The following is a 17,746-nucleotide window of genomic DNA, read 5'->3' as shown; positions in this document are numbered from 1 at the left end:
CCCTGCGTTCACAGCCGCTTGACCCCCTTGATGCGCCCGGCCCGCGCCACCCGCGCTCTGGCCGCCCTCACTTTCAGCCCGCCCAGCCCGCCGCGCCGGCCGCCGATGCGCAGCCCGGTGCCGGAGGAGAGCCAGCCGGAGGAGATGTCGGTCGCCTTGGCCGCGGAGTTGGCCTCCAGCGGGTCGTTGTCCGCGCGCCGGGCGAGCGCCATCAGGCCGGGGACGACGAAGGGTGCGAGCAGCAGGTCGTACAGGGCGGCCGTGAACAGCAGGCCGGGCAGGCCGACATGGCGGGCGGCGGTGTCGCCGACGAGGGCGCCGACCCCGGCGTACAGCAGTGTGCTGCCGATCGCGGCGGCGACCACCACGGCCATCGGGCCGCTGGCCGACTTGACCTGGCCGTTCTCCGGCTTGACCAGGCCCGCCAGGTAGCCGATGACGCACAGCACCAGCGCGTAGCGGCCGGCGGCGTGGTCGGCGGGCGGGGCGAGGTCGGCGAGGAGTCCGGCGCCGAAGCCGATCAGGGCGCCGCTGACATGGCCGTAGACCAGCGCGAAGGCCAGCACGGTGAGCAGCACCAGGTCGGGGACGGCGCCCGGGAGGTGCAGCCGGGCGAGGACGCTCACCTGGAGCACCAGGGCGACGACGACCAGGGTGGAGGAGAGCAGGATCCGGTTGAAGCGCATGGGTACAGCTCCCCCTACTGGTTTTCCTCTTGCTGGGACTCGCCGTCGGTGGGCGCCTCGGAGTTCTCCGCGCTCTCGGCGCTCTCGGCGTTCTCCGCGCCCGGCGTCACGGTCACCGTCACGGTGGGCGTCGGAGTCGGCTTGGGCTTGGCCGGCAGCACCGTGTCGCGCGGGTCCTTCTCGGGCGTCTGGACGACCACACCGACGATGTCGAGCTTGCTGAAGCCGACGAACGGCGTGACGTAGAGCGTGCGGGTCAGGTCGCCGCCGGAGGGGTCGACGCGGGAGACGACGCCGACCGGGACGCCGGGCACGAAGGGCCTGTCGGCCTGCGAGCCGAAGGTGACCAGGCGGTCGCCCTTCTTGATCTGTGCCTTGCCGTTGAGGAGTTCCACCCGCAGCGGGCGGTCGCCCTGGCCGGAGGCGAAGCCGAGTTCGTCGCTGCCCTCCATGCGGGTGCCGACGGTGAAGTCGGGGTCGTTGGCGAGCAGCACGGTCGCCGTGTTCGGGCCGACGGTGGTGACACGGCCGACCAGGCCGTCGCCGTTGAGGACGGTCATGTCGCGCTTGATGCCGTCGTTGGCGCCGATGTCGATGGTGATGGTCCAGGAGAAGCCCTGGGCCGCTCCTATGGCGATGACCTCGGCGCCCTTGATGCCGTACTGGCCCTCACCCGCGACCTTCAGCATCTTGTTCAGCTGGGCCAGGCGGCTGCGGTTGCGGTCGTCGCTGCCGAGCCTGGCCTTCAGGGCCGCGTTCTCCCGCTCCAACTCGGCCAGCCGGTCGTGCCGCTCGCCCGAGTCGCGGATCGCGGCGATCGCGTTGCCCACCGGGTCGACCGCCGACGACACCCCGTTCTCGATCGGGCCGAAGACCGCGGCCGCGGCCCCGCGGGCACCGTCGACCGGTGAATCCTCCCCGCCGCGGATGTCCACCGTGATCAGTGCGAACGCGATGGCGACCAGCAGCACAAGAAGCAGCCGGCTCTCTCGTGTGTCCCTCACGTGCGGCGGCCGTGCCCTTCCTCATAGGAATCCGGGAAATCGGGTCGGCCCGAAGGGAGAACCGAACTGCGGAATCCCACGGGCCTGTTTGTGGCAGCTTATGCCTCTACATCAACGATCCGCCGTACGAGAGGCGATGGTCTCGTACGGCGGAATCGAAGAGTTACGTCATCTGCGCGGCTGGGCGTCCAGTACCTGCTGGAGCGCCTCGAACTCCTCGACGCACTTGCCCGACCCGAGCGCCACGCTGTCCAGCGGGTCCTCGGCGATATGGATCGGCATACCGGTCTCGCGGCGCAGCCGCTCGTCCAGACCGCGCAGCAGCGCACCGCCGCCGGTCAGAACGATTCCGCGGTCCATGATGTCGCCGGACAGCTCCGGCGGACACTTGTCGAGCGTCGTCTTCACCGCGTCCACGATCGCGTTGACGGGCTCCTCGATCGCCTTGCGCACTTCGGCGGCCGAGATGACGACGGTCTTGGGCAGCCCGGAGACCAGGTCCCTGCCGCGGATTTCGGTGTGCTCGTCGGTGTCGAGGTCGTACGCCGAACCGATCGTGATCTTGATCTGCTCGGCCGTGCGCTCACCCAGCAGGAGCGAGTACTCCTTCTTGATGTGCTGGATGATCGCGTTGTCCAGCTCGTCGCCCGCGACGCGGATGGACTGGGCGGTGACGATGCCGCCGAGGGAGATGACCGCGACCTCCGTGGTGCCGCCGCCGATGTCCACCACCATGTTGCCCGTGGCCTCGTGGACCGGCAGGCCGGAGCCGATGGCGGCCGCCATCGGCTCCTCGATGATGTGCACCTGACGGGCGCCGGCCTGGGACGACGCCTCGATGACGGCACGGCGCTCGACGCCGGTGATGCCCGAGGGCACACAGACGACGACCCGCGGACGAGCCAGATACCGCCGCTTGTGGATCTTCAGGATGAAGTAGCGGAGCATCCGCTCGGTGATCTCGAAGTCGGCGATCACGCCGTCCTTCAGCGGACGTACGGCAACGATGTTGCCGGGCGTGCGCCCGATCATCTTCTTCGCTTCGGCACCGACCGCGAGGATGCCACCGGTGTTGGTGTTGATCGCGACGACGGACGGCTCGTTGAGTACGATCCCGCGACCCCTGACGTACACCAGCGTGTTGGCGGTCCCGAGGTCGACAGCCATGTCACGGCCGATGAACGACATTGAGTTCCCCATCAGGATTCGTCTGGCCTTCCCCTGGAGCTTTTGAGGGCTTTTCAGGTCGGCGAAGGTGGGTGCTGTGACGTGAAGGCTTCTATCGTAGACGCGCCTTCCCGAACACTGCGCGAGGGTCTTCGCCATTGTCATCAGATGGCGCGCCGCCTTGCTTGCAGAGACGGGCCATCGGGGGCACTCGTTCCCCCGATCGGCACGGATATACCAGAGGACGGCCGGAGGTGCGCGGCCGTCCCAGGTCAGGCAGCTGGAAAAGGTGACGGTCCCTCAGAAGGACGCGCGGTGAATTCGTTCCGCTTCTTCGGCGACGCGTCAGGCGCGGCCGGGGAAGAAGATCTTCACCTCGCGTTCGGCCGACTCCTCGGAGTCGGAGGCGTGGATCAGGTTCTCGCGCACGATCACGCCGTAGTCACCGCGGATCGAACCGGGCGCGGCGGCGATCGGGTCGGTCGGACCGGCCAGCTGACGCAGCCCCTCGATGACCCGCTCGCCCTCGACGATCATCGCCACGACCGGGCCGGAGGACATGAACTCCACCAGCGGCTCGTAGAAGGGCTTGCCCTTGTGCTCGCCGTAGTGCTGCTCCAGGGTCTCCTGGTCCAGGGTGCGCAGCTCCAGCGCGGTGATCTGCCAGCCGGCCTTGCGCTCGATACGGCTGATGATCTCGCCGGTCAGGCCGCGACGGACGGCGTCGGGCTTGAGGAGGACGAGGGTGCGCTGGGTCACGACGGGGCTCCTTCTCGGGTCACGCGGGTCACGCGGTGTGCGGGGTGATGAGGCTACAGGGCCCTTGCGGGCGGCCGTTACGCAGTGTCAGCCTGCGCGGCGAATCTGGCCTTGGCCTCGTCGATCTTCCTGCCGTAGTGGACGGAGGCCCACCACAGCGCGGCGAACATCGCCCCCAGGAAGAACATCGTGGGGACGACGAAACCGGAGGCGATGAGTCCGATCTGCAGCGCCCAGCCCAGGGCCACCCCGCCCGGCCGGGTCACCAGGCCGCACAGGACCAGGCACAGGAACATGGCGATGCCGCTGACCGTCCAGACCGTCGACATCGACAGGTCGGGGTCCTTCATCGCGACCAGACCGGCGAAGCCGATGACGAAGAACTCGCCGATCAGGGTGGAAGCACAGAGCGTGCGCATGGTGGGATTCAGCCCTTCCCCAGGAGCAGTCGGGCCTCGCCGACGGTGATGACGGATCCGGTGACGAGCACTCCGCCGCCCGCGAACTCGCCCTCCTCCTCGGCCAGCGTGATCGCCGCCTCCAGCGCGTCCGGCAGCCGCGGCTCCACCTGGACCCGCTCCTCGCCGAACACCTCGACGGCGATGCCCGCCAGCTCGTCGGCGTCCATCGCGCGGTGGCTGGAGTTCTGCGTGACGACGACCTCCGCGAACACCGGCTCGAAGGCCTCCAGCAGCCCGCGTACGTTCTTGTCGCCGCTGGCGCCGACGACCCCGATGAGCCGGCTGAACTGGAAGGCCTCACCGATCGCCTCGGCGGCGGCCCGGGCGCCCGCCGGGTTGTGCGCGGCGTCGAGGACGACGGTGGGCGAGCGGCGTACGACCTCCAGCCGTCCCGGCGAGGCGACGGCGGCGAACGCCTTGCGCACGGTGTCGATGTCCAGCGGCTCGGCCCGCTGCGCGCCGACGCCGAAGAACGCCTCCACGGCGGCGAGCGCGACGGCGGCGTTGTGCGCCTGGTGCGCGCCGTGCAGCGGGAGATACACCTCGGTGTACTCACCGCCGAGCCCGCGCAGCGTCAGCAGCTGCCCGCCGACGGCGACCTGCCGCGCCACGACCCCGAACTCCAGCCCCTCCCGGGCCACGGTCGCGTCGGCGTCCACGGCCTTCTTCAGCAGCACCTGAGCGGCGTCGACGGGCTGCTGGGCCATGATCACGGTGGCGCCGGCCTTGATGATCCCGGCCTTCTCACCGGCGATCTCGCCCGGAGTCCCGCCGAGCCGGTCGGTGTGATCGAGGTCGATGGGCGTCACGACGGCGACATCGCCGTCGATGACGTTGGTGGCGTCCCAGCTCCCGCCCATGCCCACCTCGACGACGGCGACATCGACCGGCGCGTCGGCGAAGGCGGCGTACGCCATCCCGGTCAGCACCTCGAAGAACGACAGCCGGTACTCCTGCCGGGCGTCGACCATCTCGACGTACGGCTTGATGTCCTGGTACGTCTCGATGAACCGCTCGGGCCGGATCGGCGCCCCGTCGAGGCTGATCCGCTCGGTGATGGACTGCACGTGGGGCGAGGTGTACCGCCCGGTCCGCAGCTCGAAGGCGCCCAGCAGGGCCTCGATCATGCGGGCGGTGGAGGTCTTGCCGTTCGTCCCCGTGATGTGGATCGAGGGGTACGTCCGCTGCGGCTCGCCCAGTACGTCCATCAGCGCGGCGATGCGCGTGACGGACGGCTCCAGCTTGGTCTCGCCCCAGCGGGTCGCGAGCTCGGCCTCGACCTCTCGCAGTGCCTCGTCGACCTCGGGGTCCTCGGGGCGCGCCGGCACCTCGGCCTGCGGCGGGCCGCCCTGGGTGCGCAGGGTGCGGCTGCCGGCCTCGATCAGCGCGAGGTCGGGGTCGCGGTCGGTCTCGGCGGCGATGATGTCGTCGAACGACTCGCCGGGGTCGGAGGGGTCGTTGGTGTCACGCGGGGGGAGCTCACTCACGGGGCCAGTCTACGGAGGGGCGCTGACAAATCGTGCGGTGGCTTGGGGGCGCCTACTCAAGAGGGCGGCCGGGGGTGTCGTGCGTGTGCGGGTTGTGGGTGCTTGGTCGCGCAGTTCCCCGCGCCCCTAAGGACGTGAAGGCCGCCGGCGCCGACAGGGCACCGGGGCCTTCACCCGCCTACCAGCGCTTACGCCTGCGGCAAACGCTCCAGCTGGGTCTGGATCCGCGCGATGTCCTCCTCCGCCTTGGCGAGCCGCCCGCGGATCTTCGCCACGACGTGGTCCGGCGCCTTGGCGAGGAACGCCTCGTTGCCGAGCTTCGCCGTGGCCTGGGACTTCTCCTTCTCCGCGGTGGCGAGGTCCTTGGCGAGGCGCTTGCGCTCCGCCGCGACGTCGATCACACCGGAGAGGTCCAGCGCGACCTCGACCCCCGCCACCGGCAGCGTCGCCGTCGCCGCGAAGCTCTCGCCCTCGGGCTGGAGGCGCAGCAGCTGGCGGATGGCGGCCTCGTGCTGCGCGAGGGCCGTGCCGTCCAGGGTCAGTCGGGCGGGGACCCGCTGGCCGGGCTGGAGCCCCTGGTCGGCGCGGAAGCGGCGGACCTCGGTGATCACCGACTGGAGCGTCTCGATCTCCCGCTCGGCGTCCGCGTCCCGGAAGCCGCTGTCCTGCGGCCACTCGGCGACGACCACGGACTCACCGCCGGTCAGCGTGGTCCACAGCGTCTCCGTGACGAAGGGGACCACGGGATGCAGCAGGCGCAGGGTGACGTCCAGGACCTCGCCCAGGACCCGCTTGCCGACCTCGGCCGCCTCGCCGCCCGCCTGGAAGGTGGTCTTGGACAGCTCGACGTACCAGTCGAACACCTCGTCCCACGCGAAGTGGAACAGCGCGTCGGACAGCTTCGCGAACTGGTAGTCCTCGTAGTACGCGTCGACCTCGGCGACCACCGAGTTCAGTCGGGAGAGGATCCAGCGGTCCGTCGGGGACATCGTCGACGGGTCCGGCAGCGGGCCGTCCACCGTCGCGCCGTTCATCAGCGCGAAGCGCGTGGCGTTCCAGATCTTGTTGGCGAAGTTGCGGGACCCCTGGACCCAGTCCTCGCCGATCGGGACGTCGGTGCCCGGGTTGGCACCGCGCGCGAGGGTGAAGCGGAGCGCGTCGGAGCCGTACTTGTCCATCCAGTCCAGCGGGTTGACGACGTTCCCGAAGGACTTGGACATCTTCTTGCCGTTCTGGTCACGGACCATGCCGTGCAGCGCGATGGTGTGGAACGGCGGGGTGCCGTCCATCGCGTACAGCCCGAACATCATCATCCGGGCGACCCAGAAGAAGAGGATGTCGTAGCCGGTGACCAGGACGGAGTTCGGGTAGAACTTCGCGAGCGACTCGGTCTGCTCCGGCCAGCCGAGCGTGGAGAACGGCCACAGGCCGGAGGAGAACCAGGTGTCGAGGACATCGGAGTCCTGGCGCCAGCCCTCGCCGCTCGGCGGCTCCTCGTCGGGGCCGACACAGACGACCTCGCCGTCCGGGCCGTACCAGACCGGGATCCGGTGGCCCCACCACAACTGCCGCGAGATGCACCAGTCGTGGAGGTTGTCGACCCAGTCGAAGTACCGCTTCTCCATCTCCTGCGGGTGGATGGTGACCTTGCCCTCGCGGACCGCGTCACCGGCGGCCTTCGCGAGCGGGCCGACCTTGACCCACCACTGCATGGACAGGCGCGGCTCGATGGTGGTCTTGCAGCGCGAGCAGTGGCCGACCGAGTGGACGTACGGCCGCTTCTCGGCGACGATCCGGCCCTCGGCGCGCAGCGCGGCGACGATGGCGGAGCGGGCCTCCAGCCGGTCCAGGCCCTGGAAGGGGCCGTGGGCGGTGATGACGGCGTGCTCGTCCATGATCGTGACGGCGGGCAGGTCGTGCCGCCGGCCGATCTCGAAGTCGTTCGGGTCGTGCGCCGGGGTCACCTTGACGGCACCCGTGCCGAACTCGGGGTCGACGTGCTCGTCCGCGACGACCGGGATGGAGCGGTCGGTCAGCGGCAGCTTGATGAGCTTGCCGACGAGGTGCCGGTACCGCTCGTCCTCGGGGTGAACGGCGACGGCGGTGTCACCGAGCATGGTCTCGGCACGCGTGGTGGCGACGACGATGGTGTCCTCCCCGTCGCCGTACTTCATGGAGACGAGCTCGCCGTCGTCGTCCTGGTACTCGACCTCGATGTCCGAGATGGCGGTCAGACACCGGGGGCACCAGTTGATGATGCGCTCGGCGCGGTAGATCAGCTCGTCGTCGTAGAGCCGCTTGAAGATGGTCTGGACGGCCTTGGACAGCCCCTCGTCCATGGTGAAGCGCTCACGCGACCACGCGACGCCGTCACCGAGCCGCCGCATCTGCCCGGAGATCTGCCCACCGGACTCGGCCTTCCACTGCCAGACCCGCTCGACGAACGCCTCACGGCCGAGGTCGTGCCGGGACTTGCCCTCCTTCGCCAGCTCCCGCTCGACGACGTTCTGGGTGGCGATACCGGCGTGGTCCATGCCCGGCTGCCACAGCGCCTCGTAGCCCTGCATCCGCTTGCGGCGGACCAGGGCGTCGATGAGGGTGTGTTCGAACGCGTGCCCGAGGTGGAGCGAGCCCGTGACGTTCGGCGGCGGGATGACGATGGTGTACGGCGGCTTGTCGCTCTTCGCGTCCGCCTCGAAGTAACCCCGCTCCACCCAGCGCTCGTACAGCGGCCCCTCTACGTCGGCCGGCGCGTACTGGGTCGGCAGTTCGGTGTGGGGCGCTGGTGGCTGCTGCTGAGCGTTCTCGGTCACGGGCTCAGTTTAGGGGTGTCACGGGGTGGTCCCGAAACGCGATTCTTCTGTAACGGTGGCGACCCCGATGCGGTGCGTTGCCGGTGCCTGCGCCAGGATGTCGGGAACACGTAAACATCTGGAGGGGAACCCAGGAATGAGCTACAACCAGCCGGGCCCGTACGGCGGGCAGCCCCAGCAGCCCGGACCGTACGGCCAGCCGGGTCCGTACGGCCAGCAGCCGCAGGCACCCCAGCCCGGCTACGGCTACCCCCAGCAGCCCGCCCCGCCGCAGCCGGGGTACGGCTACCCGCAGCAGGCCCCGCAGGGCGTGCCGCCGCAGACCCCTCCGTACGGCCAGCAGCCCCCGTACGGCCAGCAGCCGCCGTACGGCCAGGCCCCGTACGGCGCCCCGATGCCGCCGACTCCCGGCGGCGGCAAGAAGAAGACGGGGCTCGCCATCGGCGCGGTGGCGGTCGTGGCGGCGATCGCGGTGGGCGCGTACTTCGTGCTCGGCGGGGGCGGCGGCTCGGGCGTCGCGGACGACGGGCCGCACAAGCTGACGACACCGGAGACCGTGCTCACCGAGTACAAGAAGGGCAGCGGCGACAGCTCGGACGCCGCCATGTCCGAGTCGGACCTGAAGGACGCCGAGAAGTGGGGCGTCAAGAACCCCAAGGACGTCAACGCGAGCTACGAGGCGGGGCAGGACGGCGACAACCCGCTGGCCGGGAAGCTCATCTCGTTCGGCGGCGTCTACGGCGAGATCGAGGACCCCGAGAAGGTGGTCGACGCGCTCTTCGCCTTCATGAAGAAGGACGCCGAAGGTGAGGACATGACGCTCCAGGGCGAGCCGAAGGCGTACACGCCGGAGGGCCTCGACGGCGCCATCCTGAAGTGCCAGCTGGCCAAGGTGGAGAACGCGGAGGCCGCGGCGGGTGAACCGACCGCGGTGAACATGACGTACTGCGTCTGGGGCGACCACAGCACCGTCGGGTTCGTGCTGCCGATGGAGATCGCCGACATCGCGGCCGGCAAGGAACCCGACCCGCAGGAGGCGGCCGAACTGACCGCGAAGTTCCGCAAGGAGGTCCGCGTCCCCGCCTGACGGCCACTCAGTCACGAAGGAGCCCCGGTCACTTGCTGACCGGGGCTCCTTCGGCTGTCGTACCGGCCGCTACGCCGTCTTCTGCTCGCCCGTGCCCCGCCCCCGCGCGTCGCGCGGGATGAGGGTCGGGTTGACGTTGGAGTGGACGACGTCCGCGGTGATGACGACCCGCGCCACGTCCTTGCGGGACGGGACCTCGTACATCACGGACATCAGGACCTCCTCCATGATGGCCCTGAGGCCGCGCGCGCCGGTCTGGCGGAGGATGGCCTGGTCGGCGATGGCCTCCAGCGCCTCGCGTTCGAAGTCCAGTTCCACGCCGTCGAGTTCGAAGAGGCGCTCGTACTGCTTCACCAGGGCGTTGCGCGGCTCGACGAGGATCTTGAGCAGGGCCTCGCGGTCGAGGTTGTGGACGGAGGTGATGACCGGCAGGCGCCCGATGAACTCCGGGATCATGCCGAACTTGACCAGGTCCTCCGGCATGACGTCCTCGAACTGGTCCTTCGCCTCCAGCTCCCGCTTGGAGCGGATCGTCGCGCCGAAGCCGATGCCCTTCGCGCCCGCCCGGGACTCGATGATCTTCTCCAGCCCGGCGAAGGCACCGCCCACGATGAACAGCACGTTCGTCGTGTCGATCTGGATGAACTCCTGGTGCGGGTGCTTGCGGCCGCCCTGCGGCGGGACCGAGGCCGTGGTGCCTTCGAGGATCTTGAGCAGGGCCTGCTGGACGCCCTCACCGCTCACGTCCCGTGTGATGGACGGGTTTTCACTCTTCCGCGCGACCTTGTCGATCTCGTCGATGTAGATGATCCCGGTCTCGGCCTTCTTGACGTCGTAGTCGGCCGCCTGGATCAGCTTCAGCAGGATGTTCTCGACATCCTCACCGACGTAGCCCGCCTCCGTCAGCGCCGTCGCGTCGGCGATGGCGAACGGGACGTTCAGCATGCGCGCCAGGGTCTGCGCCAGGAGGGTCTTGCCGGAGCCCGTGGGGCCCAGCAGCAGGATGTTGGACTTCGCCAACTCGATGGCGTCGTCGCGGCCTTGGGCGCCGCCGTTCTCCCCGGCCTGGACGCGTTTGTAGTGGTTGTAGACGGCGACGGAGAGGGCCTTCTTCGCCGCCTCCTGGCCGACCACGTACCCCTCGAGGAACTCGTAGATCTCGCGCGGCTTGGGCAGTTCCTCCCAGCGCACCTCGCTGGTCTCCGCGAGCTCTTCCTCGATGATCTCGTTGCAGAGATCGATGCACTCGTCGCAGATGTACACACCGGGGCCTGCGATGAGCTTCTTGACCTGCTTCTGGCTCTTGCCGCAGAACGAGCACTTGAGCAGATCGCCGCCGTCACCGATGCGTGCCACGGTGTGCTTCCCCTTCGCCTGGGAGACGACTGGACACCTGGTCCAGCGGCTCCTGGTGCTGCCTTATGTCCGACGGTACCTTGCCGAGCCCCCCGTTCGGGCCCCCCTTGGCACGGTTCACTTTGACGTGGACCTTTCCATGCACAGTGTCACACCCTGCCAAGGAGCGGCGTACATTACAGGATCCGCGTCAGCGGACCGACGTGTTGTTCATCTTGCGCGTCGAGATGATCTGGTCGATCAGGCCGTACTCCAGCGCGTCCTCCGCGGTCAGGATCTTGTCGCGCTCGATGTCCTCGCGGATCTTCTCGACCGACTGGGTGGAGTGCTTGGCCAGCATCTCCTCCAGCTGCGAGCGCATCCGCAGGATCTCGTTCGCGGCGATCTCCAGGTCGGAGACCTGGCCGCGGCCGGTCTCGCTGTACGGCTGGTGGATCAGGATGCGCGCGTTCGGCAGCGCCATGCGCTTGCCGGGCGTGCCGGCGGCCAGCAGCACGGCCGCGGCGGAGGCCGCCTGGCCCATGCAGACCGTCTGGATGTCCGGCTTGACGAACTGCATCGTGTCGTAGATCGCCGTCAGCGCGGTGAAGGAGCCGCCGGGGCTGTTGATGTAGACCGAGATGTCCCGGTCCGGGTCCATCGACTCCAGGCACAGCAGCTGCGCCATGACGTCGTTGGCGGAGGCGTCGTCGATCTGGACGCCGAGGAAGATCACGCGCTCCTCGAAGAGCTTCGCGTACGGGTCGTACTCGCGGATGCCCTGGGAGGTGCGCTCGACGAAGCGCGGGATGACATAGCGGGACTCGGCCTGCGGGCCGGTGTACTCGGCGCGCGCACGGTCGTCGAGGCCGCTGCCGGGGAAGTCGTTCACGGTGTCTCCTGAGAGGGGCTGGGGCGGTTGCTGGGAGGCTGGGCGGGGGTACGGGCCCGCAGGGGCCGGTACGGCCGTCAGGCCCCCGTGCCGCCGCCGCCCGGCATGCCGGCGGCCGTGGGGATCACGTCGTCGATGAGGCCGTACTCCTTGGCCTCGAAGGCGTCGAACCAGCGGTCGCGGTCGGAGTCGCGGGTGATCTGCTCGACCGTCTGGCCGGTGTGCTGGGCCGTGAGCTCGGCCATGCGCTTCTTGGTGTGCAGCAGCCGCTCGGCGTGGATCTTGATGTCCGAGGCCGAACCGGCCAGGCCGGCGGAGGGCTGGTGGATCAGGATCTCGGCGTTGGGCAGCGCGAAGCGCTTGCCGGGTGTGCCGGCGCTCAGCAGGAACTGGCCCATGGAGGCCGCCAGGCCCATGGCGATCGTCACCACGTCGTTCTTGATGAACTGCATGGTGTCGTAGATCGCCATGCCGGCCGTGATGGAGCCGCCGGGGCTGTTGATGTACAGGTAGATGTCCTTGTCCGGGTCGGCGGCAAGGAGCAGCAGCTGTGCGGTGATCTTGTTTGCGATGTCGTCGTCGACCGGCTGGCCGAGGAAGATGATCCGCTCGTTGAGCAGCCGGTTGTAGACCTGGTCGCCGAGGCCACCACCGATGGAAGGCTCGCCGGCGGCGGAGGGCATCAGATTCGTCACGTATCCACCTGCTCGTCTTGCGACGGCGCCGGGCCGTCTTACGTTCTGCCGTATTCATGGACCCTAACGCGCGGGTCCCTTCGGGGAATCCCGGAGGCGGGAGTGTTCGCCGGGGGCGTAGCGCCGTGGGGGTGTTCGGTTCGTGGGCGGCTGCGGGTTCGCGGGGCCGGATGGCAAAAGGGCCCCGGGCGTGATCGTCCCGGGGCCCTTCTTACGGCTGTTTACGCCTCGTCGTCCTTCTTGTCGCCCTCGGTGACCTCGGCGGACTGCTCGGCGTCGGACTCGCCCTCGGTCTCGTCCTCGTCGTCCAGGTCGACGATCTCGCCGTTGGTGTCCTTGACCGTGGCGGCCTCGACGACGACCGCGAGGGCCTTGCCACGGGCGACCTCGCCGACCAGGAGCGGGACCTGGCCCTGCTCGACGACGGCCTGGGCGAACTGGTCCGGGGACATGCCGGAGGAGGCCGCGCGCCGCATGAGGTGCTCGGTGAGCTCCTCCTGGTTGACGTTGAGCTTCTCCTGCTTGACCAGCTCGTCGAGGACGAACTGGGTCTTGATGCCCTTGATCGCCGCCTCGCGGGTCTCGGTCTCGAACTCCTCGGCGGTCTTGCCCTGGATCTCCAGGTACTTGTCGAGGGTGAGGCCCATCTGGCCGAGCTGGTGGTGCTCCAGGTTGTGCTTGCGGGTGTTGATCTCGTCCTCGAGGAGCTTCTCGGGGACGGGCACCTCGACGAGCTCCAGCAGCTTCTCCAGGACGCACTCCTGGGCCTGCGTGGCCTGGTCGAACTGCTTCATGTTCGCCAGCCGCTTGCGGCTGTCGGCCTTCAGCTCGTCCAGCGTGTCGAACTCGGAGGCGAGCTGCGCGAAGTCGTCGTCCAGCTCGGGCAGTTCACGCTTGGCGACCTGGGTGACCTTGACGGTGACCTCGGCCTCCCGGCCCGCCGCGGAGCCGCCCTTCAGCTCGGAGGTGAAGGTGGCCTCCTCGCCGGCCGACAGGCCCTTCACGGCGTCGTCGATGCCGTCCAGCAGCTCACCGGAGCCGATCGTGTAGGAGACGCCGTTCGCGACGCCGTCCTCCAGGACCTCGCCGTCGACCTTGGCCTCCAGGTCGATCGTGACGACGTCGCCGTCCTCGGCGGCGCGCTCCACCGGCGTGGTGGAGGCGAAGCGCTCGCGGAGCTGCTCGACCGACTTCTCGACGTCCTCGTCGGTGACCTCGACGGCGTCGACCTCGACCTCGATGCCGGAGTAGTCCGGGATCTCGATGGCCGGGCGGATGTCGACCTCGGCGGTGAAGTTCAGCGTCTCGCCGTCCTTCAGCTCGGTGATGTCGACCTCGGGCTGGCCCAGGACGGAGAGCTCGGCCTCGTTGACCGCCTCGGTGTAGAACTTCGGGAGCGCGTCGTTGACGGCCTCCTCCAGCACGGCGCCACGGCCGAACCGCTGGTCGATGACCCGGGCCGGGATCTTGCCCTTGCGGAAGCCCTTCACCGTGACCTGCTGGTTGATCTTCTTGTACGCCGCGTCGAGGCTGTCCTTGAGCTCCTCGAAGGGCACCTCGACAGTGAGCCGAACCCGGGTCGGGTTCAGGTTCTCCACGGCGCTCTTCACGGTTCGGTCTCCTTGTGGCTGACTTCTCGGGTTCTGCCAGGACCCGACGGGGCCCGGCGGATGTGGCCGCCCGGAGGACTTCAGTGATGAGGCACACGGGCGTTGCAGCTTGCATAGTAACGGCAGCGGCTGCACGGCCCAAAAGACGATCACGCGTGGTGATCGGGTGAGTGGTCGGGGTGGCGGGATTTGAACCCACGGCCTTCCGCTCCCAAAGCGGACGCGCTACCAAGCTGCGCCACACCCCGTCTGGTGCGACACGTAGGGTACATGCCCGCAGGCAGCGGGGCTGCCGCATTTCCCCGAGAGCGCTGCGATCGCGGGCGATGACGGCCCCCGGGCGGAAACGGGGTGTGCGGGGAGGGGGGCCGACCCGCTACGATGCCTGCAGTGCCGCGGGCGACTGACCTGCGGCGCGTTGTGTGCGGGCGTAGCTCAATGGTAGAGCCCCAGTCTTCCAAACTGGCTACGCGGGTTCGATTCCCGTCGCCCGCTCCAGAATGGCTCAGGCCCAGGTGAGAGGGTGTATCCCCGCTCCCTGGGCCTGAGTCGTTATGGAGGCCGGATCAGCCGTCCGTGCCCCCTGCGTGCCCGTTCCGGCCGGAACCCCGCTTGAACGCCTTGACGATCATGTCGTCAACCGCGTCGGCGATCTCGCGTTCCCGGTCGTAGTTGGCGTGTTGGTAGATCAACGCCGCACGGGCGGTGCTGTGACCGAGCCGGGTCATCAGCTCCTTGGTGCTGGCGTTCGTGCGTGAGGCAAGGGTGTTGCCGGTATGCCGAAGATCATGGAACCGCAGTCCCTTGATCCCGGCGTCGGCGCAGGCCTTGTGCCACAGCCGGTTGAAGTGGTTCCGGCGCGGGGTGGCCTTCTTGGCTCCGACGAACACGCGACCGGCAGCACCGCTCTCGGCGTACACCTTCATGTGGGTGTCGAGGAACGGCAGCACTGAGGCGGGGACCGCCACCAGCCGCTTGCCAGCCGCACTCTTGGGCGCCTTGTAGACCCGCCTTCCGCTGGTCAGCTCGGAGACCGCGCCACGTACCCGGATCATGCCGTGGTCCAGGTCGATGTCAGACCGATGCAGGGCAACCAGCTCACCCCAGCGCAGCCCGCAGAACGCAGCGAGCAGGACCAACGCCTTGTAGCGCGGCTGGATCTTGTCGGCGATCGCGAAGACCTCGGGAATGGTCGCGGTCGGCCGCTCCGGGGTGACCACCGCGCCGCCGTTCTTGATCTGGCACGGGTTGCGGCGGATCAGCTCGTCCTCAACAGCAGTGCCCAGGATCGTGCGCAGCAGCGCATAGGCCTTGGCGACCGTGGACGGGCCGACCCCGGCGTCAAGGCGAGCCCGGCGCCAGGTCCGCACGGCAGCCGGGGTGATGTCGGCGACCGCCATCGCACCGAAGGTGGGCGCCAGATGCAGCCGGAGCAGCGACGCGTACAGCTCAGCCGTCCGGGGCGCCAACGGGCGTTCCCTCACCCAGGCCGCCGCGTAGTCGCCGAACGGCACCTTTCCCGCGTCGGGGTCACGCCAGTCGCCCTGTCGCAACTCGGATTGCTTCTCAGCCAGCCAGTCATCCGCGTCGCGCTTCGTGCGGAAAGTCTCGGGGGCCGGGCGGTCGACACCATCCGGGCCTCGGTAGCGCGCTTGGTAGCGGCCGGACGGGAGCTTGCGGACACGGCCGAACTGTCGACGCTTGCCAGCCATCAGGCAGCCACCCCCCGAAGGACGCTGCGAGGCCGACGAGGCTCCACCGTGTTGGCCGCGATGAACTCCCGTACGGCGCTCTCCGGGATGCGGACGTGTCGGCCGACCTTCACGTACGTGATGCGCCGCTCTTCGACCAGGCGCCGGGGGAAGCGCACGGTCGTGCCGAGAACTTCGGCGACCTGGTGGACGCTGAGGTACCGCTCATTCATGGTCGTGCTCTCCTTCCTGGCGCAGGTCTGCGAGCGCCTCACGTGCTGTCTCTCGGTTCAGTTGGATGTCGCGGCGGATGTTGGCGGCGAGCCAGGATTCGCCGGGGGTGTAGCCGTGTCCGGCGTAGGTCCAGTGGGCGAGGGTGAGCGTGGTTGCCTCCGGGTTGTCGTCGGGGTCGGGCAGGCCGAGGGCTTCGCGCTGTTGGGCTGCGCGGTAGTCGGCGCGGGTCTGGCGCAGGGCGCCGAGGGTGGTGGAGTAGCGGCGGGACTTGGTGGAGAAGTGGCCGCGGAAGCCGAGCATGTGGGCCCAGTCGCGCAGCTTGCGGTCCGGGTAGAGCGGGTGCAGGTCGAGGCAGGCTTCGATCAACCGGCGGGGGTGGTCGGCGATGCCGAGGAGCACGAGTGCTTCCTTGTTGCCGACGCGGCGGTCGACGGTGCCGGTGGTTTCAGCGGCTTTGGTGGCGTACTTGGCCACGTAGGAGGCGACCGCCTGTTCGGTGATCTCCTGGCCTTCGCCGAAGGCGTGGATGGGCCGTACGTCGAGCTGGGTGCCCCAGCGCAGGGTGCGGGCCGGTTGGACGCGGGCGGGTTGGTCGGGGTCCGGCTGGTACTGGGCCGGGGGTACGTCGACCTCGACGCGGGCGGCGGCGGCTCGGATCGCGTCGCCGAGCAGTTCGAGGGTGGCCCAGGCCGGGGGCGGGGTGTCCGGTCCCTCGGGTCCGTCGAAGCGGATCACGGCGTGGAAGTGGACGGCTCCGCGCTTCTGGTACTCGGCGACCTTGCCGAAGGACAGCCGGGACTGCTCGCGCGCGGCCTTCTGGGTGAGCCCGGCCCGGCGGGCGATCTCGCGGCGCAGGTAGATCGTGAAGTAGCGCCACAGCTCGGACGCGTGGTTGTTCCACAGCACCGCGCCCGCGTAGTCGTAGGTGTCCGGGTCGAGCGGGGTGCCCAGGGCCGGGTCGTCGTCGGCGTGGCGGGTGCCACAGGCGCAGGGCCGGTTGCCGGGGCGGTTGTGGACGCGGCCGAAGCTGGGGGCGGTGAGGGTGGCGAAGACCCGTGGGTGGTCGCGCACGGTGTGCGGGGTGCCCTTGTCCGGGTCGCCGACGAGCCCGGCGCGGATGAGGTGGTAGGTGTCTCCGGCGTAGGTCCAGGCGCAGGCCGGGCAGCGGGAGGCACGGCGGTTGCCGCAGGCCACCCGGAGCATGCCGCCCGGTTCGCTGTCGGTGGTGTAGGCGTGCAGGATCGTGCCGGTTGCCCGGTCGATCATCTTGGTTGCGCCCATAAGGCGGATCGGGTCGGAGCAGCCGCCCGTGCGCTTGATCTGCTCTTGCCAGCGGTCGAAGTCGGCCGAACCGGCCACCCTCAGTACGTCCGTGAGGGTGGCCGGGTCCAGGCCCGCCATGGTGGCGGTGTCGGTCACGTGATCACCTGCCCTGCTTCGCGTGGGCGGGGCCGTGGTTGGCGGTGTAGCCGTCCACGAGGGCACGCACCTGCGCGTCGCCCCTGGCGCTGGCGCTCGCACCGCAGTGACAGACCGCAGTTGCGGTCGGGGGAGCTGACGGGGACGGCTTGCTGACGTGCAGGCCGGGGCGGTCCGGGGTCGGGGTCAGGTCGGCCACGTTGGTCACCTCCCGGCCCGGATGCGGGTGACGGGGAGGGCGTTGCCGGTGCCCTGGCAGGCGTGGCAGACGACACGGAGGAGGACGCGGGAGCCGTCGCCGTGGCGGTCGCCGGTCGTGATCGAGACGACCGGGAAGCCGTTGCAGTTGCGGCAGACCGGACGGTTCGGGGCGTGAGCGGGCATGATGGGGTTTCCCTTTCGGGTC

At 69.3% G+C, this 17,746-nt stretch carries 17 protein-coding genes and 2 tRNA genes; 2 read left to right on the top strand and 17 right to left on the bottom strand.

Going from position 1 to position 17,746, the window contains the following annotated elements; all coding sequences use genetic code 11:
- Positions 1 to 8: 8 nt before the first annotated feature.
- From mreD to KWI83_RS18705, 7 genes are all read right to left on the bottom strand, one after another.
- On the bottom strand, positions 9 to 686 hold the full coding sequence (gene mreD / locus KWI83_RS18735; protein WP_218515513.1) for a rod shape-determining protein MreD: 678 nt from the start codon (positions 684 to 686) through the stop codon (positions 9 to 11).
- Positions 687 to 700: 14 nt separating this feature from the next.
- Entirely contained in the window at positions 701 to 1,690 is a 990-nt protein-coding gene (gene mreC / locus KWI83_RS18730; protein WP_218515512.1) for a rod shape-determining protein MreC, read from the bottom strand.
- A 168-nt stretch (positions 1,691 to 1,858) separates the two neighbouring features.
- Positions 1,859 to 2,878: a rod shape-determining protein gene (locus tag KWI83_RS18725; RefSeq protein ID WP_006133575.1), complete on the bottom strand. Its 1,020-nt coding sequence runs from the start codon at positions 2,876 to 2,878 to the stop codon at positions 1,859 to 1,861.
- A gap of 324 nt (positions 2,879 to 3,202) precedes the next feature.
- Positions 3,203 to 3,616, bottom strand: a complete 414-nt coding sequence (gene ndk, locus KWI83_RS18720; protein ID WP_218515511.1) for a nucleoside-diphosphate kinase — start codon at positions 3,614 to 3,616, stop codon at positions 3,203 to 3,205.
- Positions 3,617 to 3,693: 77 nt separating this feature from the next.
- Positions 3,694 to 4,035 (bottom strand): DUF4233 domain-containing protein, encoded by a 342-nt coding sequence (locus tag KWI83_RS18715; protein WP_218515510.1) that lies wholly within the window; start codon positions 4,033 to 4,035, stop codon positions 3,694 to 3,696.
- Between the two features lie 8 nt (positions 4,036 to 4,043).
- Entirely contained in the window at positions 4,044 to 5,564 is a 1,521-nt protein-coding gene (locus KWI83_RS18710) for a folylpolyglutamate synthase/dihydrofolate synthase family protein (protein WP_218515509.1), read from the bottom strand.
- Positions 5,565 to 5,752: 188 nt separating this feature from the next.
- A complete protein-coding gene (locus KWI83_RS18705; protein WP_218515508.1) occupies positions 5,753 to 8,377 on the bottom strand; it encodes a valine--tRNA ligase in 2,625 nt (874 codons plus the stop codon).
- A 136-nt stretch (positions 8,378 to 8,513) separates the two neighbouring features.
- Here KWI83_RS18705 and KWI83_RS18700 point away from each other — a divergent pair, with 136 nt between their 5' ends.
- Positions 8,514 to 9,464, top strand: coding sequence for a hypothetical protein (locus KWI83_RS18700; RefSeq protein WP_218515507.1), 951 nt, complete (start codon positions 8,514 to 8,516; stop codon positions 9,462 to 9,464).
- Between the two features lie 69 nt (positions 9,465 to 9,533).
- On the opposite strand, the gene clpX is transcribed toward KWI83_RS18700, so the two are convergent.
- The 5 genes from clpX to KWI83_RS18675 all read right to left on the bottom strand — a co-directional run bounded on the left by clpX (position 9,534) and on the right by KWI83_RS18675 (position 14,244).
- Positions 9,534 to 10,820, bottom strand: coding sequence for an ATP-dependent Clp protease ATP-binding subunit ClpX (gene clpX, locus KWI83_RS18695; RefSeq protein WP_218515506.1), 1,287 nt, complete (start codon positions 10,818 to 10,820; stop codon positions 9,534 to 9,536).
- Positions 10,821 to 11,010: 190 nt separating this feature from the next.
- Entirely contained in the window at positions 11,011 to 11,691 is a 681-nt protein-coding gene (locus tag KWI83_RS18690; RefSeq protein ID WP_218515505.1) for an ATP-dependent Clp protease proteolytic subunit, read from the bottom strand.
- A 77-nt stretch (positions 11,692 to 11,768) separates the two neighbouring features.
- On the bottom strand, positions 11,769 to 12,374 hold the full coding sequence (locus KWI83_RS18685) for an ATP-dependent Clp protease proteolytic subunit (RefSeq protein WP_030240055.1): 606 nt from the start codon (positions 12,372 to 12,374) through the stop codon (positions 11,769 to 11,771).
- 233 nt (positions 12,375 to 12,607) lie between these two features.
- The gene (tig, locus tag KWI83_RS18680; protein ID WP_218515504.1) at positions 12,608 to 13,996 is read right to left on the bottom strand and encodes a trigger factor; all 1,389 of its coding nucleotides are present in this window, start codon (positions 13,994 to 13,996) and stop codon (positions 12,608 to 12,610) included.
- A 171-nt stretch (positions 13,997 to 14,167) separates the two neighbouring features.
- Positions 14,168 to 14,244: transfer RNA gene (locus tag KWI83_RS18675), tRNA-Pro, on the bottom strand.
- Between the two features lie 176 nt (positions 14,245 to 14,420).
- Between KWI83_RS18675 and KWI83_RS18670 the strand changes: the two genes are divergently transcribed.
- Positions 14,421 to 14,494, top strand: a tRNA-Gly gene (locus KWI83_RS18670).
- 68 nt (positions 14,495 to 14,562) lie between these two features.
- Here KWI83_RS18670 and KWI83_RS18665 read toward each other — a convergent pair.
- From KWI83_RS18665 to KWI83_RS18645, 5 genes are all read right to left on the bottom strand, one after another.
- The gene (locus tag KWI83_RS18665) at positions 14,563 to 15,549 is read right to left on the bottom strand and encodes a site-specific integrase (protein WP_308122103.1); all 987 of its coding nucleotides are present in this window, start codon (positions 15,547 to 15,549) and stop codon (positions 14,563 to 14,565) included.
- A 158-nt stretch (positions 15,550 to 15,707) separates the two neighbouring features.
- Positions 15,708 to 15,920 (bottom strand): excisionase family DNA-binding protein, encoded by a 213-nt coding sequence (locus tag KWI83_RS18660; protein ID WP_218515502.1) that lies wholly within the window; start codon positions 15,918 to 15,920, stop codon positions 15,708 to 15,710.
- Positions 15,913 to 17,340 carry a replication initiator protein RepSA gene (repSA, locus tag KWI83_RS18655; RefSeq protein ID WP_308122102.1) on the bottom strand — a complete coding sequence of 476 codons (1,428 nt, stop codon included), beginning with the start codon at positions 17,338 to 17,340 and terminating at the stop codon, positions 15,913 to 15,915. Before repSA ends, KWI83_RS18660 begins: the two co-directional genes overlap by 8 nt.
- A gap of 4 nt (positions 17,341 to 17,344) precedes the next feature.
- Positions 17,345 to 17,539, bottom strand: coding sequence for a hypothetical protein (locus tag KWI83_RS18650; protein ID WP_218515501.1), 195 nt, complete (start codon positions 17,537 to 17,539; stop codon positions 17,345 to 17,347).
- A gap of 5 nt (positions 17,540 to 17,544) precedes the next feature.
- Positions 17,545 to 17,724, bottom strand: coding sequence for a hypothetical protein (locus KWI83_RS18645; protein ID WP_218515500.1), 180 nt, complete (start codon positions 17,722 to 17,724; stop codon positions 17,545 to 17,547).
- Positions 17,725 to 17,746 lie beyond the last annotated feature (22 nt).

This window comes from Streptomyces sp. TRM70350, assembly GCF_019219825.1.
Taxonomy (GTDB): Bacteria; Actinomycetota; Actinomycetes; order Streptomycetales; family Streptomycetaceae; genus Streptomyces.
The sequence above is the reverse complement of the archived record's forward strand: the minus strand, read 5'-3'. Positions and strand labels throughout refer to the sequence as shown.